Below are 26,815 nucleotides of genomic sequence, written 5' to 3'. Positions count from 1 at the left end.
ATGAGTCGTCGGTTTCGAGATTTTATAGGGTAAACAAATGATATATTTGCGATAGGCATCGTGTTTTTCTAGGTTTTTTTTTATGTTTTTGGGGCTTGGATTTACAGCGCTTTGCGCTACCAAGCCTAGGGGCTGGAAATCCTGCCGTCTCATTTGACGCTCAATCGATACTCGTTTTTATGGATTCTTTCTAAATTCTTTCTAAATACTTTCTAAATTCTAAGGAACTGCGTTCATGACTCTGCCAAACCTTTTTCCTCAATGTCAAGATTTACAGTCACAGGTTGAAGCGGTTCTACAGCTTTTACAGCAGGAACCAAGCCTACGATCGCAGCATGACGGGAGTGTTGTCCAATCTTCCCTCAGGAAGGCGATCGCGCCAACTTTTGAGATCGTATTTGCGGGAACCTTTAGTGCGGGGAAGTCCATGCTGATTAATGCGCTATTAGAAAGGGAATTGCTCTATAGCGCCGAGGGACATGCCACGGGGACAGAATGTAAAATTGCCTTTGCGAAAGTGGGCGAAGAAAGGGTGGTCTTGACCTTTCTCAGCGAAGTGGAAGTACGTGAGCAGATACAAGCGCTATGCCAGCTCGTTGGGCAGATCGCTCCAATTAATATTAATCAAATCGAATCTCTCAAGCAATTGCAAACTCTGACGCTTGCCATAATCGAGCAGGAAGGAGGCAAGAGCAAATCAAAACGGGCTAAGGATGCTGATGCGCTGAATCTGTTGATTGAAGGTTTTATTATTAACCGCGATCGCATTAGTTCTCTAGCTAATGCCACCTATTCGATGGAGCAATTTGGGTTTGAAAATCTCAAGAAAGCTGCTGATTACGCAAGGCGTGGAGCTAATAGCGCCGTACTCAAACGGGTGGAATACTATTGCCATCATCCATTGCTTCAGGATGGCAACGTTATCATAGACACCCCGGGAATCGATGCCCCGATCAAAAAAGATGCCCTACTCACCTTTGAGAAAATTCAGAACCCCGATACCTCAGCAGTGGTATTTGTCCTGAAAACGGCATCAACGGGAGAGCTTACTTCCGATGAGACAGAACTCAGCGAAACGATTCAAAACAATTCAGGTATTCGCGATCGCGTATTTTATGTGTTCAATCGGATTGATGAGACTTGGCGCAACGAGCAACTACGGAGTCGCCTCAACCACATCGTTGCCAGTCAATTTCGCAATAGCTCGAAAATCTATAAGACCAGTGGCTTGTTGGGTTTCTATGGTAGTCAAATTAAAAATACCAGCATTGGCGATCGCTTTGGTTTAGATTCGATATTTGCCGAAAGTGTTAAGTCGGTGGGTGGAGAAGAAGGTACACCCCAATTTGTCAATGAATTTAACAGCTATTGTCTGGTTTCTGGCAAGCTGGATATTGCTAAATTTCCAATTCCCTACAGTGTCTTAGAAACCAATGCCAAGAATGAGAAATACGTCAGGTTGCTGAGTAGTTTAGGTACAAACCTGATTAACCAATTGATTAAGGATAGCGGGATTGAAGAGTTTCGGGCAGCAATTACCAATTATCTCACCTATGCGAAACGTCCATTGCTTTTTGCCGATCTTGCCGACGATCTGCAACCGATTTGTATTGCGCTCCGCCAGTCCTATTTGGAAACATGGCATCGGCTGGAAAGTCAACCCCGTGACATTGAAGCGATCAAATCTCAGGAATTGCAGAAGCTCGGTCACGATCTCAAACAGATTGGCGATCTCTTCCGTGAGCATATTGCTCAAGAGCTAAATGATGCGGTGGCAAGCAATAAGAATCAAGGCTTGGAGACTGATTATCGGAAGCTCAAGGAAAATATGGTGCGACGATTGGATGAATTGCTAGAAAATTTCTCCGTCGCTGATGTCCACCAACGCGCTCAGGCTAGCCATCGGCGCAATTCCGTTGTCCCATTGATGGGGATTCTCGCCGAAGGTTTTTACTTTTTAGCCAATGAGCTGGAAGAAGTGCTGGTGGATAATTCTCAAAAAATTGCTGTGAATTTCTTTCAGAATTTAATTGAGAGGATCAAGAAGACGACCTATTATCGCGAACTCTATCGCTTGCTGGGTAATGATGGTGGCATTGAGCTGCGCTTAGAAAACCTTGCCCAGACCGCATCGGCTGCCATAGTCAATGAAGCGAGAACGGAATGCGATCGCTATGTGCGGGAACGACCAGAGTTTTATGCAGAGGAAACTAATATCATTTATCAATTGCGTCAGACCCTACAGCAAGCCTGTCGTGGCTACGATTATCAGAGCATGATCGAGTCGGAGCCAGCAATTCGGCAGTTGTTGAAACTAGATTTTGAATTGAAGGTGAAAGATACAATTATGCGTACTTTTCGCCAGACAATCAATCAAACCTTCAGCACGCATTTGCTAGCCAGTGCCGAAAAGCAGTCAGATGCCATTTTGCAGCAATACGATCGCGCCCGCGATTATCTAGCCCAAACCTTGGAAAAAGAAGCTCAAGTCAAGCTCGATAAAAACCGCAGTTTACAAGTTGCTATAGAGAAAAATATTGCTATTTACAATGCATCTATTTCGGGTATCAATCAATGTTTAGAAGCGTTAGATTTATCGCGTAAAAAGTTGCCAATCATCAGTGAAATTGATTTGTCAGTTCCAACGGTTATTGTTGATATAGCTGATGTAATTGATGCAGATTCTTTTGTTGTTGATGGGTTACAAGATTCAGAAGCATAATGACAAAATTTTAAAATATTTTTCGTACTAAGTAGCTATCGTCAAGATTAGTGCTTAAAACCCAAGAATAGAAGGTTGATGCTTTGCATCAACCTTCTATTCTTGGGTTTTGGTTTTGTCCTATATATAGCAGTCCTAAATCATTTAGGACTGCTATAGCAACGTAAGGTTTGCTTAGGATATAAAACCCAAATATGAGTGGCGGCACGAAGCGCCGCCACTCATATTTGGGTTTTATATTTAATTATGCCTATCTACTTAATATATTATTAGAAGATCATTATATCAATTTCTAGCATGAGTGAAAGAATAGAAGCTCTCAATCCAGATGACGTTGTTTGTTTGACTGAAGATGACGAATATGGTAGTCCTGTTTATCAGATCGAGCAAAGATTTAATATTGCTCGACTATTTGAATTTGGCGATTTTGTAGATGGTATATCAAGGGTTTTAGGAATCTCTTCGGATGCAATAGAACTTTTAAAAAAAGGTATTCCATGTCGTGTGATGACAACTAGAAAAACGGGTTGGCGGTTGGGAAAAATCAGACTCAAAATAGAACTGCAATTTATTCCTGATGAATCATTTGCAGAAGGAATTGTTAGAAATTTTGATAGTCCTTTAGATGAAATTCGTAAGACTGTGGAATCATAATATTGGGAAGGAAAACTTCGAGCTAAAAAAGCACCTATGGCAGATAAAACACCACGTATAAATATTCCACCCGAAGTCAGAAAATATGTCTTCGATCGCAATAGCTATCAATGTCAAAGTTGCTATAAAACTGACCTGAGCGCCAAGACATTACAAATCGATCATATTATTCCGTTAGCTGAAGGGGGAAGCAATGATCTTAGCAATTTGCAAACTCTTTGCGCCAAATGCAATAGCCAAAAAAGAGATAAAATCGATCCGCGCTTTCGGAGATTATTTAGTGATTGAATTAAAGGCTCTCTCATGTATAATTCATAGCTATTTACATAGCTATGTAAATAGCTTATTTCTCTATGGTTACTAATCTTGTAAAACCGCCAGTAGAAAGTTTTTGGAACGAATACAACATTCGCCTTGAGCCTTGGAGTATTGGCTACGATGCGCCAGTCAGCATCAATCCTGAAGAGATTCCCACTAACGATAAGATAAACACCGAGGTCGAAGTAAGTAATGCTCAGTGGCAGCCCATTAGGGCAGCGATCGCCCCAGAGCTTCCCAATCAAATCTTATTTATTGATGGACGTTTGCGTCTAGATGCTAGATTTTTGGGACGGAGTGACGATGAGATTTTGTATGGAGCTTTTGCGACGATCGCTGTCGGCGCAGTGCTCGTAGATCGGGTTAAGAGTCGAGCCAAATGTATTGCTACTGAAATCAAACGGATTATCGCAATGGGGGGAAACTTAACCGCTCCACCCACCGTAATTCCTTGTCCCATTAGTGGTCGAGGCGATCTTAAATATGATTATTGCCTAACCAATAGCAACAACGAACCCGATACCCCTTCGCAAATCGTCCAGAGTGCCATGCTTGATGAGGAACTGCGGATTGCCAACGAACTATCGCTAAATAAGGACTTAATTCACGAAGACACCTTAATCGTGCGCGATGGTCCCTTGCTCTATCGCGTTTATCAAACTCCTTTCGCGACCATTGGCTATGTCAAAACCATGGGCAAGGCTTACCTCAAGGGAGAAAACGCGCAAATCATGCGATCGCTTAAGGTGGGAGAACGCACACCGATTTTTCGGATTGCCAATACGCATGGCTCGAATCTCAGTTGGTATTTGCGATCAGGGAGTAAGGATCTCAATTATAAAAAATTGGGCTACCACGATTTACATGGGATCATTCGGATCGATCTTGATGGAGGGCTAGATCTCGCCCATGCCAAAGCGATCGCCGATCAGAGCACCTATTTAATTCCTCAATATGCATCCCATCCTAGTCGCGATCCCCGCGCACCACAAAATTTAACACCCGTTGGCGCTTTAGAAAAAGAGCTAGGTCGGAGAATGGGCAGTCGCGAATTAATTTCCCGCCGTTTGCGTGACTTTCTCGCCAAATCTGCCATTAATTCCCTATAAATTTCCGATTCCCCCAGTCAAAACCGCCAGCAATTCATGCAAGCAATTTAATAGGCAAACTGGGGCTTTGCGATAGGAGAATGGGCATAGGGGAGTATTATGAATATGTAAGAGGATTGTTATAGTAAATTTTTAGAAAATATCCCAACGCATTTACAAATGCTACAAAAACGCCCCCCCCATCCCAAATTAAATTTAATTTTTATTGCTTTTCTGGGGCTATGTATTGATATCTCGGGAGCCATTTTACTCCCACAAAGTAAACAAGGAGTTATTGCTCAAAATGGCATTCAAGTTCGGACTAATCAATGGTTAAAAGTTGAAACAGTATCGGGGAATGTCACCTATCGTAATTTATATAACTATGAGAATCGTCCTGCCCAAAATGGCGATCGCTTGCAAACTCCCAGCGATGAAATTTCTACAGGAGCAAATGGCACGGCGGTTTTAAGCGTCGATACGGGGGTAGGTTCGATCTATGTTTCTGAAAATACAACTATTAGAATTAATTCCTTTAAAATAGCCGCTGATAATGGTCGGATTACCAATTTATTTGTACCGCGTGGCAAGGCAAGATTGCAAATAAGAAAATTTACCAATCGCGGCTCTCAACTTAATATTCAAACCCCTGCGGGAATTAGTGGAGTCAGGGGAACTAGATATATTGTGCAAGCTAAAAACAGTGGCGATATGGTGATTACAACTCTTCAAGGAAGTGTGGCTACTACAGCTCAAAACCAGACCAAAATGGTCAATGGGGGATTTCAAAATCTGACCGTAATCGGACAGCCACCTTCAACGCCTGTTCCTATTAATAATGATGCGAGTTTGAAATATGTGATTGATCGCCGCGCATCGGGTTCAGGTCGGTCTATTGTTTTGATCGGTTACACCAATCCTTTTAACACTGTTAAGGTAGAGGGAAAAGAGCAAGCTCTAGATCGCAGTGGAAAGTTTTATCTGCAATTGCCGGCTCCTTCCAGTTTAAAGGTCACAGTAACGGTGGAAACCACTACGGGAAAAATCCAAGTCTATGAGATCCCTATTCTCTAAGTTTATTTCTCGATTAGTTCCTAAACTATTGCTGAATCAGCGTATCAATAGTAAGCGATCGCGATTGCTACAAACGATCTGGCGCGTTTTCCCAACCCTATTTGCCACGGGCATTACTTTATTACTGGCGCTATATTCTGGCTTTTTACCACCTATCGAATTGTTTGCCTACAATAGTTTTACGCATTGGCGAGGCGATCGCCCTTGGGACGAGCGTTTGATAATGATTAGCATCGATGATGAGAGTATCCAAAAACTAGGTCGATTTCCATGGACGCGCGATCGCTATGTCCAGCTTTTACAAAAACTCGAACCCGCAGAACCCAGTGTTATTGGGTTTGATATTTTATGGTCTGAGCCCAGTGGCAACGATCGGGAACTAGCCGCCGCAATTGAGCGATCGCAAAGAGTAGTGCTCGCGATGGCTTGGGATAAGTCGGGTCAGCCCTTGTTGCCCGTAGAGCCGATTGGCGATGCAGGCGCAGCAGTTGGGCATATTCTCAAACGGGAAGATATTGATGGAATTGTCCGCCAAATGGATTTACAAGTCCATGATGTGCCGACTCTTGGCGTTGCCATGCTACAGACCTATGATCTGACCAATGCCACGGTTAATCTATTACCTCAACTAAACCAGACCTTAACTATTAATTGGACAAAGCGAGTTAAAGATATCCCTCAAGTATCATTCAGCGATGTTATTAACGATCAGGTTCCCGCCTCTGTCTTCTATCATAAAATTATCTTAGTCGGTGCAACTGCTTCAGGAATAGATAGTTTAGTCACTCCCTTTGACCGCAATCCGCCTGCCAGTGGCGTGCATTTACATGCCATGGTTTTACAAAATTTACTCCAAAAGAATTCGCTGGTAGTTACCAACGCCAATGACATCTGGATTTTGGCTCTAGGGGGCAGCCTGATCCTTAGTTTACTCTCACCCAGAAAGAATTTATGGATCGGTAGTATCAGCGCTTTCGCTTTGGCTGGAATCTGGGTGATTACGGCTTTTATTGCTTTTACTGCTAATTACTGGATAGCGATCGCCGTTCCTATGTTGATGGTTCTGTTAACGGGATTCGCGATCGCGCTACAGGAGCGTTGGCAGGTGAGGCGATCGTTGCAAACTGCCAAAATTCAGCTTGACTACGAATCAACCCACGACCATTTGACAGGATTGTACAACCGTTCGCAGTTTGAGAGAATTTTACAAAGTCTGCTCTATCAAAATATTCCATCTTTTCCCAAACGCGATCGCCCCCATCTTTTAGCGATTCTCTGGATTAATATTGCGCGATTTAAAAATATTAATGATACCTTTGGACATCCCATTGGCAATTTGCTCATTGTGGAAGTCAGTCAATGCTTGCGGAGTACCGTCCCTTCCCAAGTAGCTATTGCTCGTTTTGGAGGAGCCGAATTTGTCATCCTTTTGGAGCGTCTGAGCGATGAGCAGGAAGCGATCGCCATCGCCGACGAGATCCAGAGCAAATTTAAAATTCCTTTTATAATCGCAGGAAACCAGATTGATATTTCGGCAAATATTGGTATTAAATTCCATCAAGTTAATCCTATCGAAGATCGTAATTCTTCAGAAATAAACTCGCCTGAGATTCTTTTGAGGGATGCGGATACCGCAATGTTTTATGCCAAAAAATTAGGAATCTCCTGCAATCAGGTCTTTCATATTTCCATGCGTGAACGAGTGCTCAAGCGCCTACAGCTCGAAAAAGATCTTCGTAAAGCTGTTGCCATCAGTCAAGACATTCAGAATCAACCCCATCAAGAATTTCTCATCTATTACCAACCAATCCTCGCCCTCAGCAATATGCAGATCGTAGGCTTAGAAGCCTTGATTCGGTGGCAACATCCCGAACGCGGATTGATATCGCCTACTCAGTTTATTCCTCTGGCGGAGGAAACGGGGTTGATCGTTCCTATTGGTGATTGGATTATGCGAAATGCCTGTTTACAGCTCAAGTCTTGGCATCAGAAATTTCCCAAAGCCAAAGACATTACCATCAGTGTCAATCTATCTCCTAAGCAGTTAGCCCAGAAGGATGTACTCGAAAAATGTCTCAATATTCTTCAGCAGACCCAGTTATCGCCAGAACACCTGAAGATCGAATTAACGGAAAGCTCGATTATGGAAAACCCTAACTCGGCGCTAACTATCCTCAATCAGATGCGTCAAGCAGGTATCAAGATTTATATTGATGACTTTGGTACTGGTTATTCCTCGCTTGCCTATCTACATAAGTTTCCTTTTGATGGTTTAAAAATTGACCGTTCCTTCGTTAATAATATCCACACCAATACCAATGGGATGGGCATTCTCCAAGCAATTATTGCTTTAGCTAAGAGTGTTAAGGCACATATCGTGGCAGAAGGGATTGAAAGCTTAGCCCAGTTAAATTATTTACAAGATTTGCTCAGTGAAGATGGGGATGGACAGGGTTTCTTTTTGTTTAGACCGCTTGATGTTAAGGCGATCGAAGCCATCTTTCAATCTATATAGCAATTCTAATTCCCAAACCTTACAGCGCTTTGTGCTAAAACCCAAACCAAGGAAATTTTTGAAAGCGTTGCTTCGCAACGCTTTCAAAAATTTCCTTGTGGTTAGTTTGATTGGTAATTGCTGTAAGAAGAGAATGGTGCTTTGTGCTGCCATTCTCTTCTTAATAACAAAGCTGAAAATAGCGTAGCCATTTTCAGCTTTGCAAACCCTTATACTAATTTTGCGATCGCAGCTTTAGTTGCTTTAGTTGCTAATGCTTAGATCGGTTGAAAGTAAAAGGCAAAGCCTAAAATTGCATAGGTAGCCACTAATAAAGAACCTTCCAGCCAATTCGATCGCCCATCGGAACTAATCGAATTAGCAATCAGTACTGCTACAGCAACCGCCACTAACTCAAAGGGATTGAAATTTAAATCCATTGGTTTGCCCATAAACCAACCCACAATCACCAGTAAAGGCGCGACAAATAGGGCGATCTGCATACTTGATCCTACGGCAACTGATACTGAAAGTTCCATTTTGTTCTTCATGGCTACGGTAATTGCCGTTGTATGTTCGGCGGCATTGCCAATAATCGGTAACAAAATCACCCCAGTAAATAGCTCGGTTAAACCAAGCTGAGCCGTTGCTTCTTCTAAGGTTCCGACCAGTAGTTCAGATTCTAGAGCCACTAGCAAAGTCACCCCAAAAAGAACCGCAATCCATAGTCCTAAATTGATTTGTTGGGGATGTCCTTCCGATATCTCTGCGTCATCGGCTTCCGATTTACCGACATCATAGAGGTAGGCATGGGTTTTCATTGAGAATAGAAGCGTCAGGCAATAAACCACAATCAGCACGATCGCCACAGCGATCGATAGCTTCTGCAAAATTGCTTCGCTAATGCCCACCGATGTGAAATTTGCGGCTGTCGGTAACAGGATGGCGACCACAGCTAAATTCATGACTGATGCATTTAATCGCGCCATGGTTGGTTGAAATTCCTGCTCCTTATAGCGCAGTCCCCCCAAAAACATCGATAGCCCCATTACTAACAATAGATTCCCAATAATCGAACCTGTAATGCTCGCTTTCACGACGCTAGTAAAGCCTGCATTTAAAGCCACGATCGCAATAATTAACTCCGTGGCATTGCCAAAGGTTGCATTTAACAAGCCACCCCATGACGGACCTAAAACCACTGATATTTCTTCGGTTGCCGTACTGAGCCAACCCGCCAAGGGCAAAATGGCGATCGCTGAAGTCACAAATATCAATGTGGAATTCCATCCTAATAAATGACCGATTACGGAAATCGGCACAAACGCAAGTAAACCAAAGGAGAAGATTTTCTTAAACATAATCAGTCGTTTTAGCGTCAAGGCTAAATATACCTTGCTTAGCTAGCCTATGTACCACTCGTCTTTTGGGTTACTCACTCAAGGTAAAATGAAAAGTGCTATATGCGCCGTAATTTTATAGGAACCCTATGACCGAACTTACCGCAGAACAACACCGTATCAAGATGCAACGTCGTCAAGAAGTTCAGCATCAGCGGGTCGCCGAGCGTAACCTCGAAAAAGGGCTGATCATCATTAATACAGGCGATGGCAAGGGCAAAACCACTGCTGCGTTAGGGATGGTATTGCGATCGCTAGGGCATGGGTATAAAGTGGCGATCGTTCAATTTATCAAGGGCGCGTGGGAACCTGCGGAAAAACTTGTATTTTCTATGTGGCAAGAGCAGTTGGTTTTTCAGGCTCTCGGTGATGGCTTTACGTGGGAAACTCAAGACCGCGATCGCGATATTGCCAAAACGCAAGAAGCATGGGAAGTGGGACTCAGCTACATCAAAAATCCTGAATACAAACTTGTCCTACTTGACGAGATAAATATTGCTTTAAAGCTCGGCTATCTCGATGTTGAAACTGTAATTGCTGGGCTTAAGGAAAAGCCTGCTGATTCCCATGTAATTCTCACGGGGCGAGGCGCACCTGCTGAATTAATCGAAGTTGCGGATTTAGTCACTAGAATGGAACTCGTCAAGCATCCTTTTCGAGAACAAGGCGTTAAAGCTCAAGCGGGTATAGAGTTTTAAAATCTAAGAGCCAGCGGCTGTGCAAACAGCCGCTGGCTCTTATAACAAGTTAAGAAATGGCGTAGCCATTTCTTAACTTGTTATAAGAGCCAAGAAGAGAAGGTTGGCGCGAAGCGCCAACCTTCTCTTCTTGGCTCTTGATTTTTTCCTAACGCGAGTGGTGACAGCCATAGCAGAAATAATAATAATAAGAATAAGAATAATAAAAATAAAAAATAATTAAGCATGACAAAAATTGGTGTTGGTATTATCGGAACTGGTTTCGGGCAGATTATTCATATTCCTGCGCTGCAAATGCATCCTGACACTGAGGTTGTGGCGGTCTATCATCGCGATCGCCTTAAAGCGCAACAAATAGCAGACAAGTTCGATATTCCCCATGCTTGCGATCGCCTAGAAGATTTACTTGCACTTCCGTCACTACAAGCCGTAACCATCTCTACGCCGCCAAGTTTGCACTACGAGCAGGCAAAAATGGCGATCGAGGCAGGTAAGCATATTTTGCTCGAAAAACCCGTAACGATGAACGCACAGGAAGCGATCGCCCTATATCGCCTCGCTCAAGAGAAACAAGTGGTCACAGCCACAGATTTTGAATTTCGTTATGTCCCGCAGTGGCGATATTTTAAACATTTGCTAGATAGCGATCGCGTTGGCAAAAAACGGATGATTGCGATCGATTGGCTGGTGCAAGGTCGTGCCGATCCCCAGCGCTTGTGGAATTGGTATAGCCAAAAAGCTTATGGTGGCGGCGCATTGGGGGCGATCGGTTCCCATGTCTTTGATTATGTTCGTTGGCTATTTGGCGATATTAAAAGCCTCTCTGGGCAACTCAGTACGGGCATTACCGAACGTCCCGATGCCAATGGGATTATGCGTTCTGTGGATGCTGACGATACTTGCAACATTTTATTGGAACTTGTCGATGGTACTCCCTGCAATATTTCCCTCAGCACTGTCACCTATCGCGGTCGCGGTCATTGGCTCTCGGTATATGGCGAGAAGGGAATGCTAGTACTCGGAAGCTCCAATCAAGCCGATTATGTTCATGGGTTCAGCTTGCGACAAGGCAAACTCGATCGCCCAGAGATGGAAATCGTCCCCATCCCGCCCGAATATGACCTGCCGAAGCCCTTTACCGATGGTCGTCTCGCGCCCGTTCTCGCCCTATGCGATCGCTGGGTACAGGCAATCAAAACTGGTCAACCCATGACACCTAGTCTCTATGAAGGGGCTTGGTCGCAGATGCTGATGGATCTAACCCAACAGTCACATATCCAAAGAAATTGGATTGATGTCCCAACATCACTTTCTTAACTTGGTAAGTATAGCTGTCGCCAAGTGTATTAGGATATAAACCCCAAGAATTGACTGGCGGCGCTTTGCGCCGCCAGTCAATTCTTGGGGTTTGATTTGTCCCCATTCAAATGACTGTAGCTATAGAGTGTACCGCCCGCGTAGCGGGCGGTACACTCTTCTAGGATTTAAGTTTACTTATGCAGAACTACTTATTATTACAAATCAAACCCCAAAAGATGATTGGCGGCGCGGAGCGCCGCCAATCATCTTTTGGGGTTTGACGTTACTTAGACTTAGTTGTAGGTTCACTCACTGCGGGTGCAACTGGCTCGGCTAGGGGTGGCGGTGGTGGCGGTGGCAATGGATCGGTAGCAGTGGGTGCAGTCACAGGCGCGGTCACTGGGGTTGTGACAGGTGCTGAATCTACCGTAGCGGCAGGAACAGGCTTGGTTGGCACTGATTCTGACATCGCCGAAGGTGGCGTAACTAGAGGCTCTGTTGTCGGTGCAGGCGATTTAGAGGAAGCTGCATCCCTTTGTTGACGGGCTTGTTCTGCCAACCTTCTTTGTTCTGATTCCTGTACAGCTAGTTCGGACTCCCGACGGCGACGCTCCTCATTTTGGCGCTGAAATTGCGAACCTTCTTCCTCAAAGGTAACGCGCACTTTAACGTTAGTTCTACCGCCTTCAGGCACTGTTTTAGGATCGAATTGCCATTTACTCATTGCTTCGATAGTTTCGCGATCGGTTTGCTCATCACCACTCGTCTGGCGCAAACGCACATTGATCACTCTACCGTCAGGAGCGATATCATAAGTAACCCTCGGCGTGCCCTCTTTTCCGCGATATTGGGGCTTGGGGCAACTCAAGCATTCAAGTTTCTGGGGTCTGGTATCCGCAGGCGCATTTGGAATAGTTGGCAAAACATTATTTTGATTGGCATTAGCATTGGGCTTGCCATTAACATTCCCGCCGACTACACCATCTTTTTTGCCATTAGGGCTACCATTAATTTTGCCGCCAAAGATAAATCCTGTCGGAATTTTGGCATTCCCAAATCCACTACCAATTCCATCCTTAGCTATCACTGACCCCCCACCTTGCTGGATCTGGCTATCACTGTTTCCTTTAGTTAACAATGGTTTCAAATTATCTGGCGCAGCCGCATCTTTGCCCTCCTTTAAGATCGTCGTTTCAGGTGCGAGGGCGATCGCTGGAGTCTCATTAATCTGGGGTTCCTCAGTTTTGGTAACTGGTTCGGGTTCCTTCGTAATTTCTGAGACTTTATCATCAGGGGCTCTCGTCGGATCGACGACAACCTCCATCGTGTCATCTGACGCTTGGGGTGAAGGTCTCCACAATGTAGGGACTGGGGCATTCATCACAGCAGCATGAATACAGGCAGATCCAAAAACACCTATGAATAATAAGGATGCTAAAGCGCGATTTTCTCGCTGTGATTGAACATCATGACGATCGGGGCGATCGGGTATATTCATAGATTGGACTCCTGCTTAGTTACCTTGTATTTGAGATATTTGAGATATTTGAGATATTTGAGATATTCGAGTTGATTTTCGAGTTGATTTTCAGATGGGGCAGTTCGCTCAGATTCACTTAGATTTAATATCAGGCGAGGATTTTTACCATTGATTTTTACCATTTACCATTTAATTTAAAGGATTAAATTAAATGGTGGAATCGACTAATTGTTTTTGGTAGCGATCGCCATCTTGACACGCGGGATTTGCTTTAGTTGATCCATGATTTGAATGATATCTCCATGCTGGACTGTGCGATCGGCATTCAGTACCACTACAAGATCTTGGTTTGGTTCGAGCAACTGTTTAACGCGATCGCTTACTTCGGTAATGCCTATTTTCTGCTTATTCAAAAATACTTCCGTCTTTTCATTCACGCTAATTGTGGCGCGAGCGGGTGTTTTTTGCATTGCTCCCGATTGAGCCTTAGGTAGATTAACGGGCAAACCCTCAGTCCGATTGAGAAACAAAGACGACAGTACAAAAAAAGTGAGTAAAGCGAACAGAACATCCAACAGCGGAACAACATTCTTAATTTCTATCGGCTGATCGGACAAATCCGCATCTTGGCGACGGCGGTTTCTTCTAGACATGGGCGCTTACCTTCTGACGATGCGCCCGCAAATGTTGCAGTTCTAATTGAGTGCAGCATTGATCGAAGTAGGCAACTTGTTGAGCATAGAGCGATCTAAAAATGCTTGCAGCAATCAGAGCCAACACGGCGACAATTAATCCCGTAGCCGTAGAAATAAGTGCTTCGCTGATGCCTCCTGTAACATTGAGAGCCTTAGAACCACCTACATCGCCGAGGGTCAGTGAGCCAAAAGACGCGATCAGCCCCGTTACAGTCCCCAGCAGTCCGAGCAAAGGAGCTAAGCCCACAACAATTTCAAAAATATTATTAAAACGTTTGAGACTAGGCATTTCCGCTTGCAAACGTGAGTCTAGAGCGAGGGTAAATTCCGTAGGCGTAGCATCGGGAATTGATAGAGCTTCCAAGTAAATACGGGCGATCGGCAAATCAATATGCATTTGCAGAAAATCCTCGGCTTGGCTGGGATCTTCTTGATAAATTTGTAGCGCTTTCCGCACTACTCGCTTCTGCTGTTTTTTGATCCTCGACCAAAAAATCGTACGCTCGATCGCCAAGGCAACTACAACAAAAGAACAAATCATCAGGGGAATCATCGTAATTCCGCCTGCGACTAGGGTATCGAACAATTTAGACATGACAACAAAAATCAAATTATGCAAATTCTACAGCATATTAATGCTACTAATTATCAATTAGCATATATTTTTTCCGACATTTTTTTAAATAAACAGCTATTTTTTTCATGATTTTTTATTGCTTTGGGGATAGGAATGACAAATATTCGACTGGAAACGACGGCTAGACTTTACCTTAGCTGCCAATAATCAGCGTAAAACTCTTAGTCCGTAATCTATAGCGACTTTCTTTTGGGCAATGTCTAGGGATTGATAATATTGCCGCATTGATTGCCATACTACTTAACGGGCTGAAAAATCTTATTGAGCCTTATTGAGAAAAATATTTAACGGCAGTTCGGGTTAAGCTGGCAAATTTTCAAAGCCTAAGAGTAAAAGCCTTGCGTCGCAAGGCTTTTACTCTTAGGCTTTGAAAAAGGGTTTGCTATTTACTCTGAACTTATCTCTGAACCTACTCTGAAAGCCTTGTAACTAAAATCCGAGAATGGCTTGACAATAAGATCGTTGCTAGGTTAGGATAATGTGCTTATGTCTTGACTCAAAACTTGACATATACTCCGCCCACTAAAACTGCAGTCATTAGTGCATGAATAAGTCTACTCTTGTTACTCCTGCCTTCGTTCTACCAGATCTTGTAGAAATCCAGCGGGAGAGTTTTCGATGGTTCCTAGAAGAAGGACTTATTGAAGAGCTTGAGAGTTTCTCACCGATTACAGATTATACGGGCAAAATGGAACTCCATTTTATTGCCAAAGATTATAAACTCAAGCGCCCAAAATATAGTGTTGATGAGTCCAAACGTCGGGATGCCACCTATGCCGTACAGATGTACGTTCCCACGCGGCTTATTAATAAAGAGACAGGAGAAATAAAAGAGCAAGAAGTTTTTATCGGCGATCTGCCTCTGATGACAGATCGTGGAACCTTTATTATTAACGGGGCTGAGCGAGTCATCGTCAACCAGATTGTCCGTAGCCCTGGAGTTTATTACAAACAAGAAATTGACAAGAACGGTCGTCGCACCTACAACGCTAGCCTTATCCCTAACCGAGGTGCATGGCTGAAGTTCGAGACAGACAAAAACGATCTTGTCTGGGTGCGTATTGATAAAACTCGTAAATTATCTGCTCAGGTATTGCTCAAGGCGATCGGGCTCAGCGATGCCGAGATTCTTGACGCGCTTACCCATCGCGAGTATTTCCAAAAAACCATTGACAAAGAAGGTCAGTTTGACGAAGACGAAGCTCTCAAAGAGCTTTATCGCAAATTACGTCCAGGTGAGCCTCCTACCGAGTCAGGTGGTCGCGAACTATTGCGATCGCGCTTCTTTGACCCCAAACGTTACGACCTTGGGAAGGTGGGACGTTATAAGCTCAATAAGAAATTGCGCTTAAATACCCCTGACACCATGCGGGTATTGACAGAGAAGGATATTCTCACTGCGATTAACTATCTGATCAACCTCAAGTTTGATATCGGCGAAATCGACGACATCGACCACTTGGGTAACCGTCGCGTGCGTTCGGTTGGTGAACTCTTGCAAAACCAAGTGCGTGTTGGGCTTAACCGTCTAGAGAGAATCATTCGTGAACGGATGACCGTTTCTGATGTCGATGCCCTCACGCCTGCATCCTTAGTTAACCCTAAGCCTTTAGTAGCCGCAATCAAGGAATTCTTTGGTTCTAGCCAACTGTCCCAGTTCATGGATCAAACCAATCCTCTGGCTGAGTTGACCCATAAGCGTCGTCTTAGTGCCCTAGGTCCTGGCGGTTTGACCCGCGAGCGTGCTGGTTTTGCGGTGCGTGATATTCACCCCAGCCACTATGGTCGGATCTGCCCTATTGAAACGCCTGAAGGACCTAACGCTGGTCTGATCGGTTCCTTGGCAACCCACGCAAGGGTAAATCAATATGGGTTTATCGAGACTCCTTACTACGCAGTCGAAAATGGCAAGGTGCTCAAGAACGAAGAGCCCGTATACATGACTGCGGATGAGGAAGACGAATTTCGCGTAGCTCCTGGAGACGTAGCCACTAACGACGATGGCTATATCTTTAATGAGATCGTGCCAATTCGCTATCGCCAAGAATGGGGTACAGCAAGTCCTGAAGAGATTGACTATGTAGCGGTTTCCCCCGTTCAAATCATCTCGGTTGCTACATCGCTGATTCCTTTCCTCGAACATGACGATGCTAACCGAGCTTTAATGGGATCGAACATGCAACGTCAAGCAGTTCCGCTCTTGCGCCCTGAACGTCCTCTTGTAGGAACGGGGCTAGAAGCTCAAGCTGCCCGCGACTCAGGGATGGTCATCGTCTCGCGAGTTACTGGTGAAGTCTCCTATGTTTCTGCTGACGAAATTCGGGTTAAGGCTGATGATACTGGACTAGAAAGTATTTATCGCTTGCAAAAGTATCAGCGCTCTAACCAAGACACCTGCTTAAATCAACGCCCTCTCGTTTGGGTTGGCGATAGTGTCGTAGCAGGACAGGTTCTTGCCGATGGCTCCGCCACGGAAGGTGGTGAGATTGCCCTTGGTCAGAATATTCTCGTCGCCTATATGCCTTGGGAAGGTTACAACTACGAAGACGCAATTTTAATTAATGAGCGCCTCGTAATTGATGATGTTTACACTTCAATTCACGTTGAGAAATATGAAATCGAAGCGCGTCAAACTAAGCTAGGACCTGAAGAAATCACCCGCGAAATTCCTAACGTCGGTGAAGATTCGCTGCGCAACCTTGACGAACAGGGAATTATTCGCATTGGGGCTTGGGTAAGCTCTGGAGAAATTCTTGTGGGTAAGGTTACCCCTAAGGGTGAATCCGATCAGCCTCCTGAAGAAAAGCTATTAAGAGCAATCTTTGGCGAAAAGGCTCGCGATGTGAGAGATAACTCCTTACGTGTTCCTAACGGTGAAAAGGGTCGCGTGGTTGATGTCCGCGTATTTACCCGCGAGCAAGGCGATGAGTTGCCTCCTGGGGCAAATATGGTCGTCCGCGTTTATGTTGCTCAAAAACGCAAGATTCAAGTGGGCGACAAGATGGCAGGTCGTCACGGTAACAAGGGGATTATTTCTCGGATTTTACCTAAGGAAGATATGCCTTTCTTGCCTGACGGTACTCCCCTTGACATTGTGCTGAATCCTCTCGGTGTGCCTTCACGGATGAATGTCGGTCAGGTATTTGAATGCTTGCTCGGTTGGGCTGCGGAGAACTTAAACGCCCGCTTTAAGATCGTGCCTTTCGATGAAATGTACGGCGAAGAAGCTTCGCGCGAGTTAGTGCATGGTCAGCTCGAACATGCAAGAAACCATACGGGTAAAGACTGGATCTTTAACGATGGATTTCCTGGCAAGTTGACTGTGTATGACGGGCGTACGGGTGAACCCTTTGACCAGCCTGTAACCGTTGGTAAGGCTTATATGCTGAAACTAGTTCACCTTGTCGATGACAAGATCCATGCGCGTTCGACTGGACCTTACTCTCTGGTTACCCAGCAACCTCTCGGCGGTAAAGCGCAACAGGGTGGTCAGCGATTTGGAGAAATGGAAGTATGGGCCTTGGAGGCATTCGGAGCTGCCTATATTCTTCAAGAATTGCTCACGGTCAAGTCTGACGATATGACTGGTCGGAACGAAGCCCTCAATGCGATCGTTAAGGGTCACGCAATTCCTCGTCCTGGTACACCTGAATCATTCAAGGTATTGGTGCGCGAGCTTCAGTCTCTCTGTTTGGATGTCTCGGTTCACAAGCTTTCTGAGGATGGCAGTAACCAAGATACGGAGGTGGATCTCATGGTGGACACTGGCTCCCGTCGCACACCAAACCGTCCAACCTATGAGTCAGTCTATCGAGGCGACATCAACTTTGATGATGATGATGACTAATCATTAGCGTTTAGCGGTTGGCTATTAGCTGTTAGCTCTGGGAATATCCAAGCTAAACGCTAATATCTACCTGCTAAACGTTAATAACTAACTCAAGTTTGGTGCTGAAATTCAGCAATTTGCTACGCAACGCTAGCGATCGCAATTCAATCATAGAAAAGCTAAAAGCTAATGGCTAACTGCTAATAGCTTTCAATCTAAAGAACTTAATTTAAGGACGTTGTAACGTATGGCGAAAGTGGAACAGCGATTTGACTATGTCAAGATTGGCTTGGCATCACCCGATCGCATTCGTAAGTGGGGCGAACGAGTTCTACCCAATGGCAGTTTGGTTGGCGAAGTCACAAAACCTGAAACAATTAACTACCGCACATTAAAGCCAGAAATGGATGGCTTATTCTGCGAGCGGATTTTTGGCCCTGCTAAAGACTGGGAATGCCATTGCGGTAAATATAAGCGTGTGCGCCATCGCGGTATTGTTTGCGAACGCTGTGGCGTAGAAGTGACCGAATCACGGGTTCGTCGTCATCGCATGGGCTTTATTAAGCTAGCAGCCTCAGTTACCCATGTGTGGTATCTCAAGGGTATCCCCAGTTATATGGCGACCTTACTGGATATTCCCTTACGCGATGTCGAGCAAATTGTTTACTTCAATGCCTACGTTGTCCTTAATCCCGGAATCCAGTCAGAGGTTGATGGGGAAGTCACGATGGTTAACAGTCGTGAAATTCGCATCCGTGGGGTAGATGGCATTGAAAGGGCTTACCATCTGCATCCAAAACATCTTCCCATCACTACGGAAGGGAAATTTGTTGAAGAGGGAGAAGCGATCGCCAGTGCCTACAACCTCTCTTACAAGCAATTACTCTCTGAAGACCAATGGATCGATCTAGAGGATCAGATCTATGCCGAAGACCCAGTGCTAGATGGTATTGAAGTCGGTATTGGTGCGGAAGCAATCAAGCAGTTATTGCAAAATATCAATCTGGAAAAAGAAGCTGAGCGTTTGCGCACGGACATCGAGAACTCCAAAGGTCAAAAACGCGCCAAATTAATTAAGCGGTTGCGTGTGGTTGACAACTTTGTCGCGACGGGTTCTAAGCCCGACTGGATGGTACTAGATGTAATTCCTGTCATTCCTCCCGACCTGCGTCCGATGGTGCAGCTTGATGGTGGTCGCTTTGCCACTAGCGACTTAAACGATCTCTATCGTCGTGTGATCAATCGGAACAACCGTCTTGCCCGTTTGCAGGAAATTCTCGCCCCTGAAATTATCGTCCGTAACGAAAAGCGGATGTTGCAAGAAGCAGTTGATGCCTTGATCGACAATGGTCGTCGCGGACGGACAGTGGTAGGCGCAAATAACCGTCCCCTCAAGTCCCTTTCCGACATCATTGAAGGTAAGCAGGGACGATTCCGCCAAAACTTACTCGGTAAACGGGTTGACTACTCTGGTCGTTCCGTAATTGTGGTAGGACCAAACCTGAAGATTCACCAGTGTGGGTTGCCCAAGGAAATGGCGATCGAGCTCTTCCAGCCCTTTGTAATTCATCGCCTGATTAAGACAGGTTTGGTAAATAACATCAAGGCTGCCAAGAAGCTAATTCAGCGTAACGATCCAGCCGTGTGGGATGTCCTCGAAGATGTAATTCGCGAGCACCCCGTCATGCTCAACCGTGCGCCAACGCTCCATAGATTAGGTATTCAAGCTTTTGAACCACTCCTCGTTAGTGGTCGTGCAATTCAACTTCATCCCCTCGTCTGTCCCGCGTTTAACGCTGACTTTGATGGCGACCAGATGGCGGTTCACGTTCCTCTGTCGATCGAGGCTCAGGCGGAAGCAAGGTTGTTAATGTTGGCTTCTAATAATATTCTCTCGCCTGCGACGGGTCGTCCGATCGTAACTCCTAGCCAAGATATGGTTTTGGGTTGTTACTATCTAACTACTGAAAACCCCAGCAAACAGAAGGGCGAAGGACGTTATTTTGCTAATTTTAACGATGTCGTGATGGCGTACGAACAGCGCGAAATCGATATCCATGCCAATGTTTGGGTGCGCTTTGAGGGCATCGTTGAAGGGCAAGGCGAAGCCAAGGAGAATGAGGAGCCAAAAGTCACAGTGTTGGAAGATGGCACTAAAGTCAAGGAATTTGATTTTCGCCGCATTCGTGAAGATGCGGAAGGTGGATTGATCTCTCAATATATCAAAACCACTCCTGGGCGCGTGATTTTCAATCAAGCAATTTATGCATCTCTAGCTAGCTAAGAGCTAAAAGCTATCAAAACAGCACTTGGTGCTGTTTTGATAGCTCAAACATTTGGATTAATTACTCAGAAGATTATTTAACACAGCTTAATACCATGGCAGATTTCACGACTAGCAGCACGGATTCGCCTAACGATAACAAGCCCCAACGTTTTATCAATCGAACGATTGATAAGGGACAGCTAAAAAAGTTGATTGCTTGGGCTTTTACCCACTATGGCACTACAAGCGCCGCTAATGTTGCCGACCAATTAAAATCCTTAGGATTTCGCTATGCAACTCAAGCTGGTGTATCCATCAGTATTGATGATTTGCAGGTTCCTGCTAGTAAAAAAGCCTTACTAGCGGCGGCCGAGCTAGAAATCGAAGAAACCGAAAGCCGTTATACGAGAGGAGAAATTACTGAAGTAGAGCGCTTCCAGAAAGTAATTGACACTTGGAACGTCGCCAATGAAAACCTCAAGGATGAGGTGGTAAAAAATTTCAAGAGCAATAATCCTCTTAACTCTGTTTATATGATGGCGTTCTCTGGGGCGCGGGGAAATATCTCGCAGGTGCGCCAGTTAGTGGGTATGCGGGGCTTGATGGCTGATCCTCAAGGGGAAATCATTGACTTACCTATTAAGACCAATTTCCGTGAAGGATTAACCGTTACAGAATACATCATTTCATCCTATGGAGCCCGTAAAGGGCTGGTAGATACGGCGTTACGGACGGCAGACTCTGGCTATCTCACCCGTCGTCTGGTTGACGTATCGCAAGATGTAATCGTGCGTGAAAATGATTGTGGTACTACGCGCGGTATTAAGCTCAAGGCAATGCGGGATGGGGAAAAGACCCTCATCAAATTGTCCGATCGCCTATTTGGTCGTGTTGCTGCCGAAGATATTGTCGATCCGAAAACTGGCGAAGTAATCGTCATGCGGAACCAAGAGATTTCTGAGGATTTATCTTTGGCTGTGGCTAAGGCTGGGGTGGAAGAGGTCTGTGTCCGTTCAGCCTTTACTTGCGAATCGACGCGATCAGTTTGTCAAATGTGCTATGGCTGGAGCTTGGCTCATGCCGAATTAGTAGATATCGGTGAAGCTGTGGGGATTATTGCCGCGCAGTCTATCGGTGAACCAGGTACCCAGCTAACCATGCGTACTTTCCACACGGGTGGTGTATTTACAGGGGAAGTGGCGGAACAGCAACGCGCTCCCTACGACGGCACAATTAAGTACAGCAAAAAGTTGAAGGTGCGCCCGATGCGTACCCGTCATGGTGAAGATGCCTTCATCGTAGAATCAAATGGTGACTTTACCCTAGAAAGTTCTGAAGGTAAGCGCGTGTATGCCGTTACCCAAGGTTCAACCCTATTGGTGCGTGACGGACAAAAGGTCAGTCAAAATCAATTGATGGCTGAGGTTTCGGCAACGGGTAAAACTTCGCGCAAAACCACAGAGAAAGCAACTAAAGCCCTCAATACTGGTTTGGCTGGTGAAGTATTATTCTCCGATCTGGCGATCGAAGAGAAGAAAGACCGCCAAGGCAATACCAGCTATGTTGCTCGTGGAGAAAAAGGTCGGGTTTGGGTACTAGGTGGTGAGGTCTACGATCTACCGCCCACTGCCGAGCCTACGGTCAAAAATGAAGCCTATGTCCAAGAGGGAGATGTACTTGCCGAAACCCGCTTAATTACCGAACATGGCGGTGTCGTGCGTCTCAGTGAAGAGGACAGCCGTCACAACCGTGAGGTGGAAATTATTACCGCTTCGGTAGTTTTGGATCAGGCTATCGTCAAGGAAGAAAGCTATCAGGGACGAGAGCATTACATCCTCGAAACTCAGGGTGGGCAGAGCTTCTCCCTGAAGGCTTCTCCAGGTAGCAAATTGATTAACAATCAAGTTGTTGCCGAGCTGATCGATGATACTTATCAAACCAAAAGCGGCGGTATTATCAAATTCGCTGGGGTAGAAGTTGCGAAGCGCAGCAAGGGTAAACAGGGCTATGAAGTTGTTAAGGGCGGCACATTGCTTTGGGTTCCTGAAGAAACCCATGAAGTGAATAAAGATGCTTCGCTGTTAATGGTGGAAGAGAACCAGTTCATTGAGGCTGGTACAGAAGTTGTTAAGGATATCTTCAGCCAAACCGCAGGTGTGGTAGAGGTATTCCAGAAGAACGACATTTTGCGTGAAATCGTGATTAAGCCAGGGGATTTGCACTTGGTCGACGATCCCCAAACCGCTATGCAAAAAAATGGGTCTTTAGCCTATCCTGGTACCGAAATCATGCCAGGTTTGGTTTCCCCCGAACTACGCTACGTGGAATATTTGGATTCTACGGAGGGTCCTGCCTTATTGCTCCGTCCTGTCGAAGAATACCAAGTTCCCGATGTACCTACGGTTCCTAGCCAAGAGTCGGTGAATCAAGAAGGTCGTTCGATTGGGCTAAGAGCGGTACAGCGGATTCCTTACAAGGATGGCGATCGCGTAAAGGCGATCGATAGTGTGGAGTTACTCAAAACCCAGTTGCTATTAGAGGTCGATACCGATGCGCCTCAATTAGCTGCGGACATTGAATTCATTCCCAACGATAGCGATCCAGGTAGCTTGCGCCTACAGTTGGTAATTCTTGAATCCTTGGTAATTCGCCAAGACAATTCAGGCGATCCTACCCACACCAATTCGCGGACACGTCTATTGGTAAATGATGGCGATCGCATTGATCCAGGGGCTGTGGTTGCTCGTACCGAAATTCTCTGCAAAAAAGCTGGACAAATTCGCGGAATTCGTAAGGGCTCGGAAGTGGTACGCCGCCTACTGGTTGTTACCGATGCCGATTGCATTACCACAGCTTGCCCTAACCCCACCGTGGTTCCAGGAGATCTATTGCGATCGGGCGATGAGATCGGTGCTGGTGTAATCACCGAGGAATCGGGACAGGTTCTTAAGGTAGAAGACGGGAATGTCGTATTTCGGATCGGTCGCCCTTACCTAGTATCTCCAGGAGCCTTGTTGCAAATCCATGATGCTGACCTCGTTCAGCGTGGCGACAACATTGCTTTATTGGTGTTCGAGCGTGCAAAAACAGGAGACATTATCCAAGGTCTACCTCGGATTGAAGAACTGCTTGAAGCTCGTAAACCCAAGGAAATGTGCGTGCTCGCGCGGACATCGGGTACTGCTCAGGTTACCTATGACTCTGACGACAATCCCGAAGTGAAGATCCTCGGAGATGATGGAGTTCTTGATGATGACTACTCCTTTAACGCGGGTCAGAGTGTAATTATTTCTGATGGTCAGAAGATCTTGGCTGGTGAAGCACTCACCGACGGTCCCGCCAACCCCCATGACATTCTTGACATTTACTTCCATACTTACAAAGAATCCCTTGGCGTGAGACAGGCTGCCCTGATCGGGCTACAGAAAGTACAGGAGTTCTTAATGAACGAAGTGCAGTCCGTATACCAATCTCAAGGTGTGGATATTTCCGACAAGCATATTGAGGTAATCGTCAAACAGATGACTTCCAAGGTCAGGATCGAGGATGGTGGCGACACTACCCGTCTTCCTGGGGAATTGGTCGAACTCCACCAAGTTGAGCAGATCAATGAGGCTATGGACATTACGGGTGGCGCACCTGCGGACTACACGCCTGTATTGATGGGTATTACCAAGGCAAGTTTAAATACCGACAGCTTTATCTCGGCAGCTAGTTTCCAAGAGACCACTCGCGTTCTCACGGAAGCAGCGATCGAGGGTAAATCTGACTGGTTACGCGGCTTGAAGGAAAACGTCATTATCGGTCGTTTGATTCCTGCGGGTACGGGCTTTAATGCTTACGATACGCCTATTGTCGATGTTGATAATGGCTACGAGCCAGATCTTGGCTACGACGAAGAAGCGGATGATGTCATTATTGATGACAATACGGCGCGAAATTACCAAATCATTGAACCTCGGATCGAGCCAATCCGTGTCGTCGATAAGCCTCGTACTCGTCGTAATTTTGACGATGAGCTAGTGGATGATGATGTGGAATTTGAAGACGATGATGAAGAGGAAGATGATGATTTTGACGATGAAGATTAAGCCTAAGCTTAGATAATTCGTCGTAATTACCAATCAAACTCAAGCCTTTTTACAAGCGCCGCTTACTAAGAAACACAACCCAATAAGAGAATAGCGGCACAAAGCGCCGCTATTCTCTTATTGGTATAGCTATCGCTGTACTAGGACATAAAACCCAAGAATTAATTGGCGGCGCGAAGCGCCGCCAATTAATTCTTGGGTTTTGACTTGTCCTAAGTAAACCTTAGGTTGCTATAGGTAGCTGGGCATAATCAAAACCCAGAACCAAAAGCTGTAGCGCACTTGCAGCGTGCGCTACAGCTTTTGGGCTTTTATATTTAATTGCACCTAGCTACTTATACCAATTCACGAAAGTGTGACAACACTTTTGTGAATTCAACACCAAACCCAGTAAGGTTTTGAGATTCTCAAAATGGCAACGCCATTTTGAGAATTGGTATTAGAGGCTTTCAATTTGCTATATGATCGTGATTCAAGATCCTGTAGATCTATTTATCTATCTAACTGTTGAAAAATACTGTATCTACCGATCGCATCTAAATATTTGACACCCCGCATGAAGTATCAAGCCCGTATATTTGTTACCTTACGTCCATCGGTTCTCGATCCCGCAGGGACTGCCGTACAGTCGGCACTTAAGCAAATGGATTATCACGTTGATTCTGTTCGCATTGGCAAGTATGTCGAAATTATCCTTGATGCTGCCGATGAAGCGGAGGCTTCGCAAAAGTTAGATGAAACCTGCGATAAATTACTGGCAAATCCTGTCATTGAGAATTATCGTTTTGAGTTAACCCCGATCGCTCAGGAGTCATAGAGATGAAATTTGGCATTCTGGTATTTCCTGGATCTAATTGCGATCGCGATGTTGCTACGGTTACTAGTGGTATTTTGCGGCAACCCACAAGGCTGATCTGGCATACCGAAACTGATATTAGCGATTGCGATACGATCGTCGTGCCTGGGGGATTTAGTTATGGTGATTACCTCCGCTGCGGTGCGATCGCAAGATTTGCACCAGTAATGCGTTCGTTACAGGAACATGCGGCAAAGGGTAAATACATCATCGGCATTTGTAACGGATTTCAAATTTTGACCGAGTCGGGGCTACTACCAGGAGCATTAGTTCGCAATCGCGACTTACATTTTATTTGCGATCGCGTCCCGCTAAGGGTTGAGCGCAATGACTTAATATTTACCGAAAAATATCAACAACAGCAAATCATTGCTTTGCCGATCGCCCATGGCGAAGGTTGCTACTTTGCTAATGCGGATACCCTTAAGGAGCTAGAAGACCAGAATCAAATCGTTTTCCGCTATTGCGATGCGATCGGCAACATTACCGATGAGAGTAATCCGAATGGCTCCTTGGCAAACATTGCAGGTATTTGCAATAAACAAGGTAACGTCCTCGGAATGATGCCCCACCCCGAACGAGCTGTAGAAGGAATTCTCGGTGGCACCGATGGCAAAGCCCTTTTTGCAGGTCTGCTGGAAGGATTAGGAGGTTCTTTAGTCAATGCCTAGTCTCTATCTCATTCGTCATGGCATTGCGGAGGAGCGGGAAAACTACCTTGAGGATGATACCAAGCGTCCTCTTACCGATGAGGGGCGCAAAAAAACTAAACAGGTCGCCAAGCGGCTCTACGATCTGGGTTTGCGCTTTGACCTTTTGCAAACCAGTCCATTGGTTCGCGCCCAACAAACCGCAGATATCTTTACGGATGTTTTTGGTAACTGCCCCTTGGCACAAGAGACAGAACTCGCGCCCGAAGGGAATATTGATAGATGGTTACAGGGAATCTCGGCATGGCTCACCCAACATCCACAACCATCCAAAGCTTCGCTAGGCATGATCGGACATGAGCCAGACCTGACGACTTGGGCTGAGATGCTGATCTGGGGGGAGTCTAGAGGGGTATTGGTTCTCAAAAAGGCTGGGCTGATTGGTTTATCTTTACCAGAAACTCAACCTTGGCTGGGGAATGGCGTGTTGTTTTTGTCGATTCCTCCTAAGTTATTAATATAGCTACAGTCACTTGACTCAGGACAAATCAAACCCCAAGAATT

19 protein-coding genes are annotated in these 26,815 nt (G+C 45.5%); 14 read left to right on the top strand and 5 right to left on the bottom strand.

The features are described 5' to 3' along the window. Window positions 1-235: 235 nt before the first annotated feature. From PseudUWO310_RS14820 to PseudUWO310_RS14795, 6 genes are all read left to right on the top strand, one after another. Window positions 236-2,722 (top strand): dynamin family protein, encoded by a 2,487-nt coding sequence (locus PseudUWO310_RS14820; protein ID WP_190316042.1) that lies wholly within the window; start codon window positions 236-238, stop codon window positions 2,720-2,722. Window positions 2,723-3,019: 297 nt separating this feature from the next. Then, window positions 3,020-3,376, top strand: a complete 357-nt coding sequence (locus PseudUWO310_RS14815) for a KGK domain-containing protein (RefSeq protein WP_142602568.1) — start codon at window positions 3,020-3,022, stop codon at window positions 3,374-3,376. A 36-nt stretch (window positions 3,377-3,412) separates the two neighbouring features. Then, window positions 3,413-3,664: an HNH endonuclease gene (locus PseudUWO310_RS14810; RefSeq protein WP_009627902.1), complete on the top strand. Its 252-nt coding sequence runs from the start codon at window positions 3,413-3,415 to the stop codon at window positions 3,662-3,664. A gap of 65 nt (window positions 3,665-3,729) precedes the next feature. Beyond that, window positions 3,730-4,803 (top strand): hypothetical protein, encoded by a 1,074-nt coding sequence (locus PseudUWO310_RS14805; protein ID WP_142602566.1) that lies wholly within the window; start codon window positions 3,730-3,732, stop codon window positions 4,801-4,803. Window positions 4,804-4,962: 159 nt separating this feature from the next. Next, window positions 4,963-5,856, top strand: a complete 894-nt coding sequence (locus PseudUWO310_RS14800) for a FecR domain-containing protein (protein ID WP_142602563.1) — start codon at window positions 4,963-4,965, stop codon at window positions 5,854-5,856. Next, the gene (locus tag PseudUWO310_RS14795; protein WP_142602561.1) at window positions 5,837-8,371 is read left to right on the top strand and encodes an EAL domain-containing protein; all 2,535 of its coding nucleotides are present in this window, start codon (window positions 5,837-5,839) and stop codon (window positions 8,369-8,371) included. Before PseudUWO310_RS14800 ends, PseudUWO310_RS14795 begins: the two co-directional genes overlap by 20 nt. A 257-nt stretch (window positions 8,372-8,628) precedes the next feature. Here PseudUWO310_RS14795 and cax read toward each other — a convergent pair whose 3' ends face one another. After that, complete coding sequence (gene cax, locus PseudUWO310_RS14790; protein WP_009627898.1) at window positions 8,629-9,711, bottom strand: calcium/proton exchanger; 1,083 nt, start codon at window positions 9,709-9,711, stop codon at window positions 8,629-8,631. 128 nt (window positions 9,712-9,839) lie between these two features. Here cax and cobO point away from each other — a divergent pair, with 128 nt between their 5' ends. Next, entirely contained in the window at window positions 9,840-10,448 is a 609-nt protein-coding gene (gene cobO / locus PseudUWO310_RS14785; protein WP_055076334.1) for a cob(I)yrinic acid a,c-diamide adenosyltransferase, read from the top strand. A gap of 225 nt (window positions 10,449-10,673) precedes the next feature. Next, window positions 10,674-11,765, top strand: a complete 1,092-nt coding sequence (locus PseudUWO310_RS14780; protein ID WP_142602559.1) for a Gfo/Idh/MocA family protein — start codon at window positions 10,674-10,676, stop codon at window positions 11,763-11,765. Between the two features lie 265 nt (window positions 11,766-12,030). Here PseudUWO310_RS14780 and PseudUWO310_RS14775 read toward each other — a convergent pair whose 3' ends face one another. Genes PseudUWO310_RS14775 through PseudUWO310_RS14765 form a run of 4 tightly spaced genes read right to left on the bottom strand, consistent with a single transcriptional unit; the run spans window position 12,031 to window position 14,517 of the window. After that, complete coding sequence (locus PseudUWO310_RS14775) at window positions 12,031-13,245, bottom strand: energy transducer TonB (RefSeq protein WP_142602557.1); 1,215 nt, start codon at window positions 13,243-13,245, stop codon at window positions 12,031-12,033. Then, on the bottom strand, window positions 13,242-13,409 hold the full coding sequence (locus PseudUWO310_RS22985) for a hypothetical protein (RefSeq protein WP_190316041.1): 168 nt from the start codon (window positions 13,407-13,409) through the stop codon (window positions 13,242-13,244). The genes PseudUWO310_RS14775 and PseudUWO310_RS22985 overlap by 4 nt, the downstream gene beginning before the upstream one ends. Window positions 13,410-13,451: 42 nt before the next feature. Continuing rightward, window positions 13,452-13,880 carry an ExbD/TolR family protein gene (locus tag PseudUWO310_RS14770; protein WP_142602555.1) on the bottom strand — a complete coding sequence of 143 codons (429 nt, stop codon included), beginning with the start codon at window positions 13,878-13,880 and terminating at the stop codon, window positions 13,452-13,454. Further along, complete coding sequence (locus PseudUWO310_RS14765) at window positions 13,873-14,517, bottom strand: MotA/TolQ/ExbB proton channel family protein (RefSeq protein WP_142602553.1); 645 nt, start codon at window positions 14,515-14,517, stop codon at window positions 13,873-13,875. Before PseudUWO310_RS14765 ends, PseudUWO310_RS14770 begins: the two co-directional genes overlap by 8 nt. A 586-nt stretch (window positions 14,518-15,103) precedes the next feature. Here PseudUWO310_RS14765 and rpoB point away from each other — a divergent pair. The 6 genes from rpoB (at window position 15,104) to sixA (ending at window position 26,774) form a co-directional block, all read left to right on the top strand. Further along, complete coding sequence (gene rpoB, locus PseudUWO310_RS14760; RefSeq protein ID WP_009626553.1) at window positions 15,104-18,406, top strand: DNA-directed RNA polymerase subunit beta; 3,303 nt, start codon at window positions 15,104-15,106, stop codon at window positions 18,404-18,406. A gap of 229 nt (window positions 18,407-18,635) precedes the next feature. Beyond that, window positions 18,636-20,672, top strand: coding sequence for a DNA-directed RNA polymerase subunit gamma (gene rpoC1, locus PseudUWO310_RS14755; RefSeq protein ID WP_009626554.1), 2,037 nt, complete (start codon window positions 18,636-18,638; stop codon window positions 20,670-20,672). A 95-nt stretch (window positions 20,673-20,767) separates the two neighbouring features. Next, window positions 20,768-24,745, top strand: coding sequence for a DNA-directed RNA polymerase subunit beta' (locus PseudUWO310_RS14750; RefSeq protein ID WP_142602551.1), 3,978 nt, complete (start codon window positions 20,768-20,770; stop codon window positions 24,743-24,745). 556 nt (window positions 24,746-25,301) lie between these two features. After that, window positions 25,302-25,562: a phosphoribosylformylglycinamidine synthase subunit PurS gene (gene purS, locus PseudUWO310_RS14745; protein WP_055076126.1), complete on the top strand. Its 261-nt coding sequence runs from the start codon at window positions 25,302-25,304 to the stop codon at window positions 25,560-25,562. A gap of 2 nt (window positions 25,563-25,564) precedes the next feature. Next, a complete protein-coding gene (purQ, locus tag PseudUWO310_RS14740; RefSeq protein ID WP_142602549.1) occupies window positions 25,565-26,272 on the top strand; it encodes a phosphoribosylformylglycinamidine synthase subunit PurQ in 708 nt (235 codons plus the stop codon). Next, window positions 26,265-26,774, top strand: coding sequence for a phosphohistidine phosphatase SixA (gene sixA / locus PseudUWO310_RS14735; protein ID WP_142602547.1), 510 nt, complete (start codon window positions 26,265-26,267; stop codon window positions 26,772-26,774). The genes purQ and sixA overlap by 8 nt, the downstream gene beginning before the upstream one ends. Window positions 26,775-26,815: the final 41 nt, after the last annotated feature.

Origin of the sequence: Pseudanabaena sp. UWO310 (assembly GCF_006861605.1) — a bacterium.
Classification (GTDB): Bacteria; Cyanobacteriota; Cyanobacteriia; order Pseudanabaenales; family Pseudanabaenaceae; genus Pseudanabaena.
The sequence above is the reverse complement of the archived record's forward strand: the minus strand, read 5'-3'. Positions and strand labels throughout refer to the sequence as shown.

Excerpts from the sequence above, each read along its gene's own strand:
- PseudUWO310_RS14820 (WP_190316042.1), top strand. The coding sequence starts at position 236 with ATGACTCTGCCAAACCTTTTTCCTCAATGTCAAGATTTACAGTCACAG.
- PseudUWO310_RS14815 (WP_142602568.1), top strand. The coding sequence starts at position 3,020 with ATGAGTGAAAGAATAGAAGCTCTCAATCCAGATGACGTTGTTTGTTTG.
- PseudUWO310_RS14810 (WP_009627902.1), top strand. The coding sequence starts at position 3,413 with ATGGCAGATAAAACACCACGTATAAATATTCCACCCGAAGTCAGAAAA.
- PseudUWO310_RS14805 (WP_142602566.1), top strand. The coding sequence starts at position 3,730 with ATGGTTACTAATCTTGTAAAACCGCCAGTAGAAAGTTTTTGGAACGAA.
- PseudUWO310_RS14800 (WP_142602563.1), top strand. The coding sequence starts at position 4,963 with ATGCTACAAAAACGCCCCCCCCATCCCAAATTAAATTTAATTTTTATT.
- PseudUWO310_RS14795 (WP_142602561.1), top strand. The coding sequence starts at position 5,837 with ATGAGATCCCTATTCTCTAAGTTTATTTCTCGATTAGTTCCTAAACTA.
- cax (WP_009627898.1), bottom strand. The coding sequence starts at position 9,711 with ATGTTTAAGAAAATCTTCTCCTTTGGTTTACTTGCGTTTGTGCCGATT.
- cobO (WP_055076334.1), top strand. The coding sequence starts at position 9,840 with ATGACCGAACTTACCGCAGAACAACACCGTATCAAGATGCAACGTCGT.
- PseudUWO310_RS14780 (WP_142602559.1), top strand. The coding sequence starts at position 10,674 with ATGACAAAAATTGGTGTTGGTATTATCGGAACTGGTTTCGGGCAGATT.
- PseudUWO310_RS14775 (WP_142602557.1), bottom strand. The coding sequence starts at position 13,245 with ATGAATATACCCGATCGCCCCGATCGTCATGATGTTCAATCACAGCGA.
- PseudUWO310_RS22985 (WP_190316041.1), bottom strand. The coding sequence starts at position 13,409 with ATGGTAAAAATCAATGGTAAAAATCCTCGCCTGATATTAAATCTAAGT.
- PseudUWO310_RS14770 (WP_142602555.1), bottom strand. The coding sequence starts at position 13,880 with ATGTCTAGAAGAAACCGCCGTCGCCAAGATGCGGATTTGTCCGATCAG.
- PseudUWO310_RS14765 (WP_142602553.1), bottom strand. The coding sequence starts at position 14,517 with ATGTCTAAATTGTTCGATACCCTAGTCGCAGGCGGAATTACGATGATT.
- rpoB (WP_009626553.1), top strand. The coding sequence starts at position 15,104 with ATGAATAAGTCTACTCTTGTTACTCCTGCCTTCGTTCTACCAGATCTT.
- rpoC1 (WP_009626554.1), top strand. The coding sequence starts at position 18,636 with ATGGCGAAAGTGGAACAGCGATTTGACTATGTCAAGATTGGCTTGGCA.
- PseudUWO310_RS14750 (WP_142602551.1), top strand. The coding sequence starts at position 20,768 with ATGGCAGATTTCACGACTAGCAGCACGGATTCGCCTAACGATAACAAG.
- purS (WP_055076126.1), top strand. The coding sequence starts at position 25,302 with ATGAAGTATCAAGCCCGTATATTTGTTACCTTACGTCCATCGGTTCTC.
- purQ (WP_142602549.1), top strand. The coding sequence starts at position 25,565 with ATGAAATTTGGCATTCTGGTATTTCCTGGATCTAATTGCGATCGCGAT.
- sixA (WP_142602547.1), top strand. The coding sequence starts at position 26,265 with ATGCCTAGTCTCTATCTCATTCGTCATGGCATTGCGGAGGAGCGGGAA.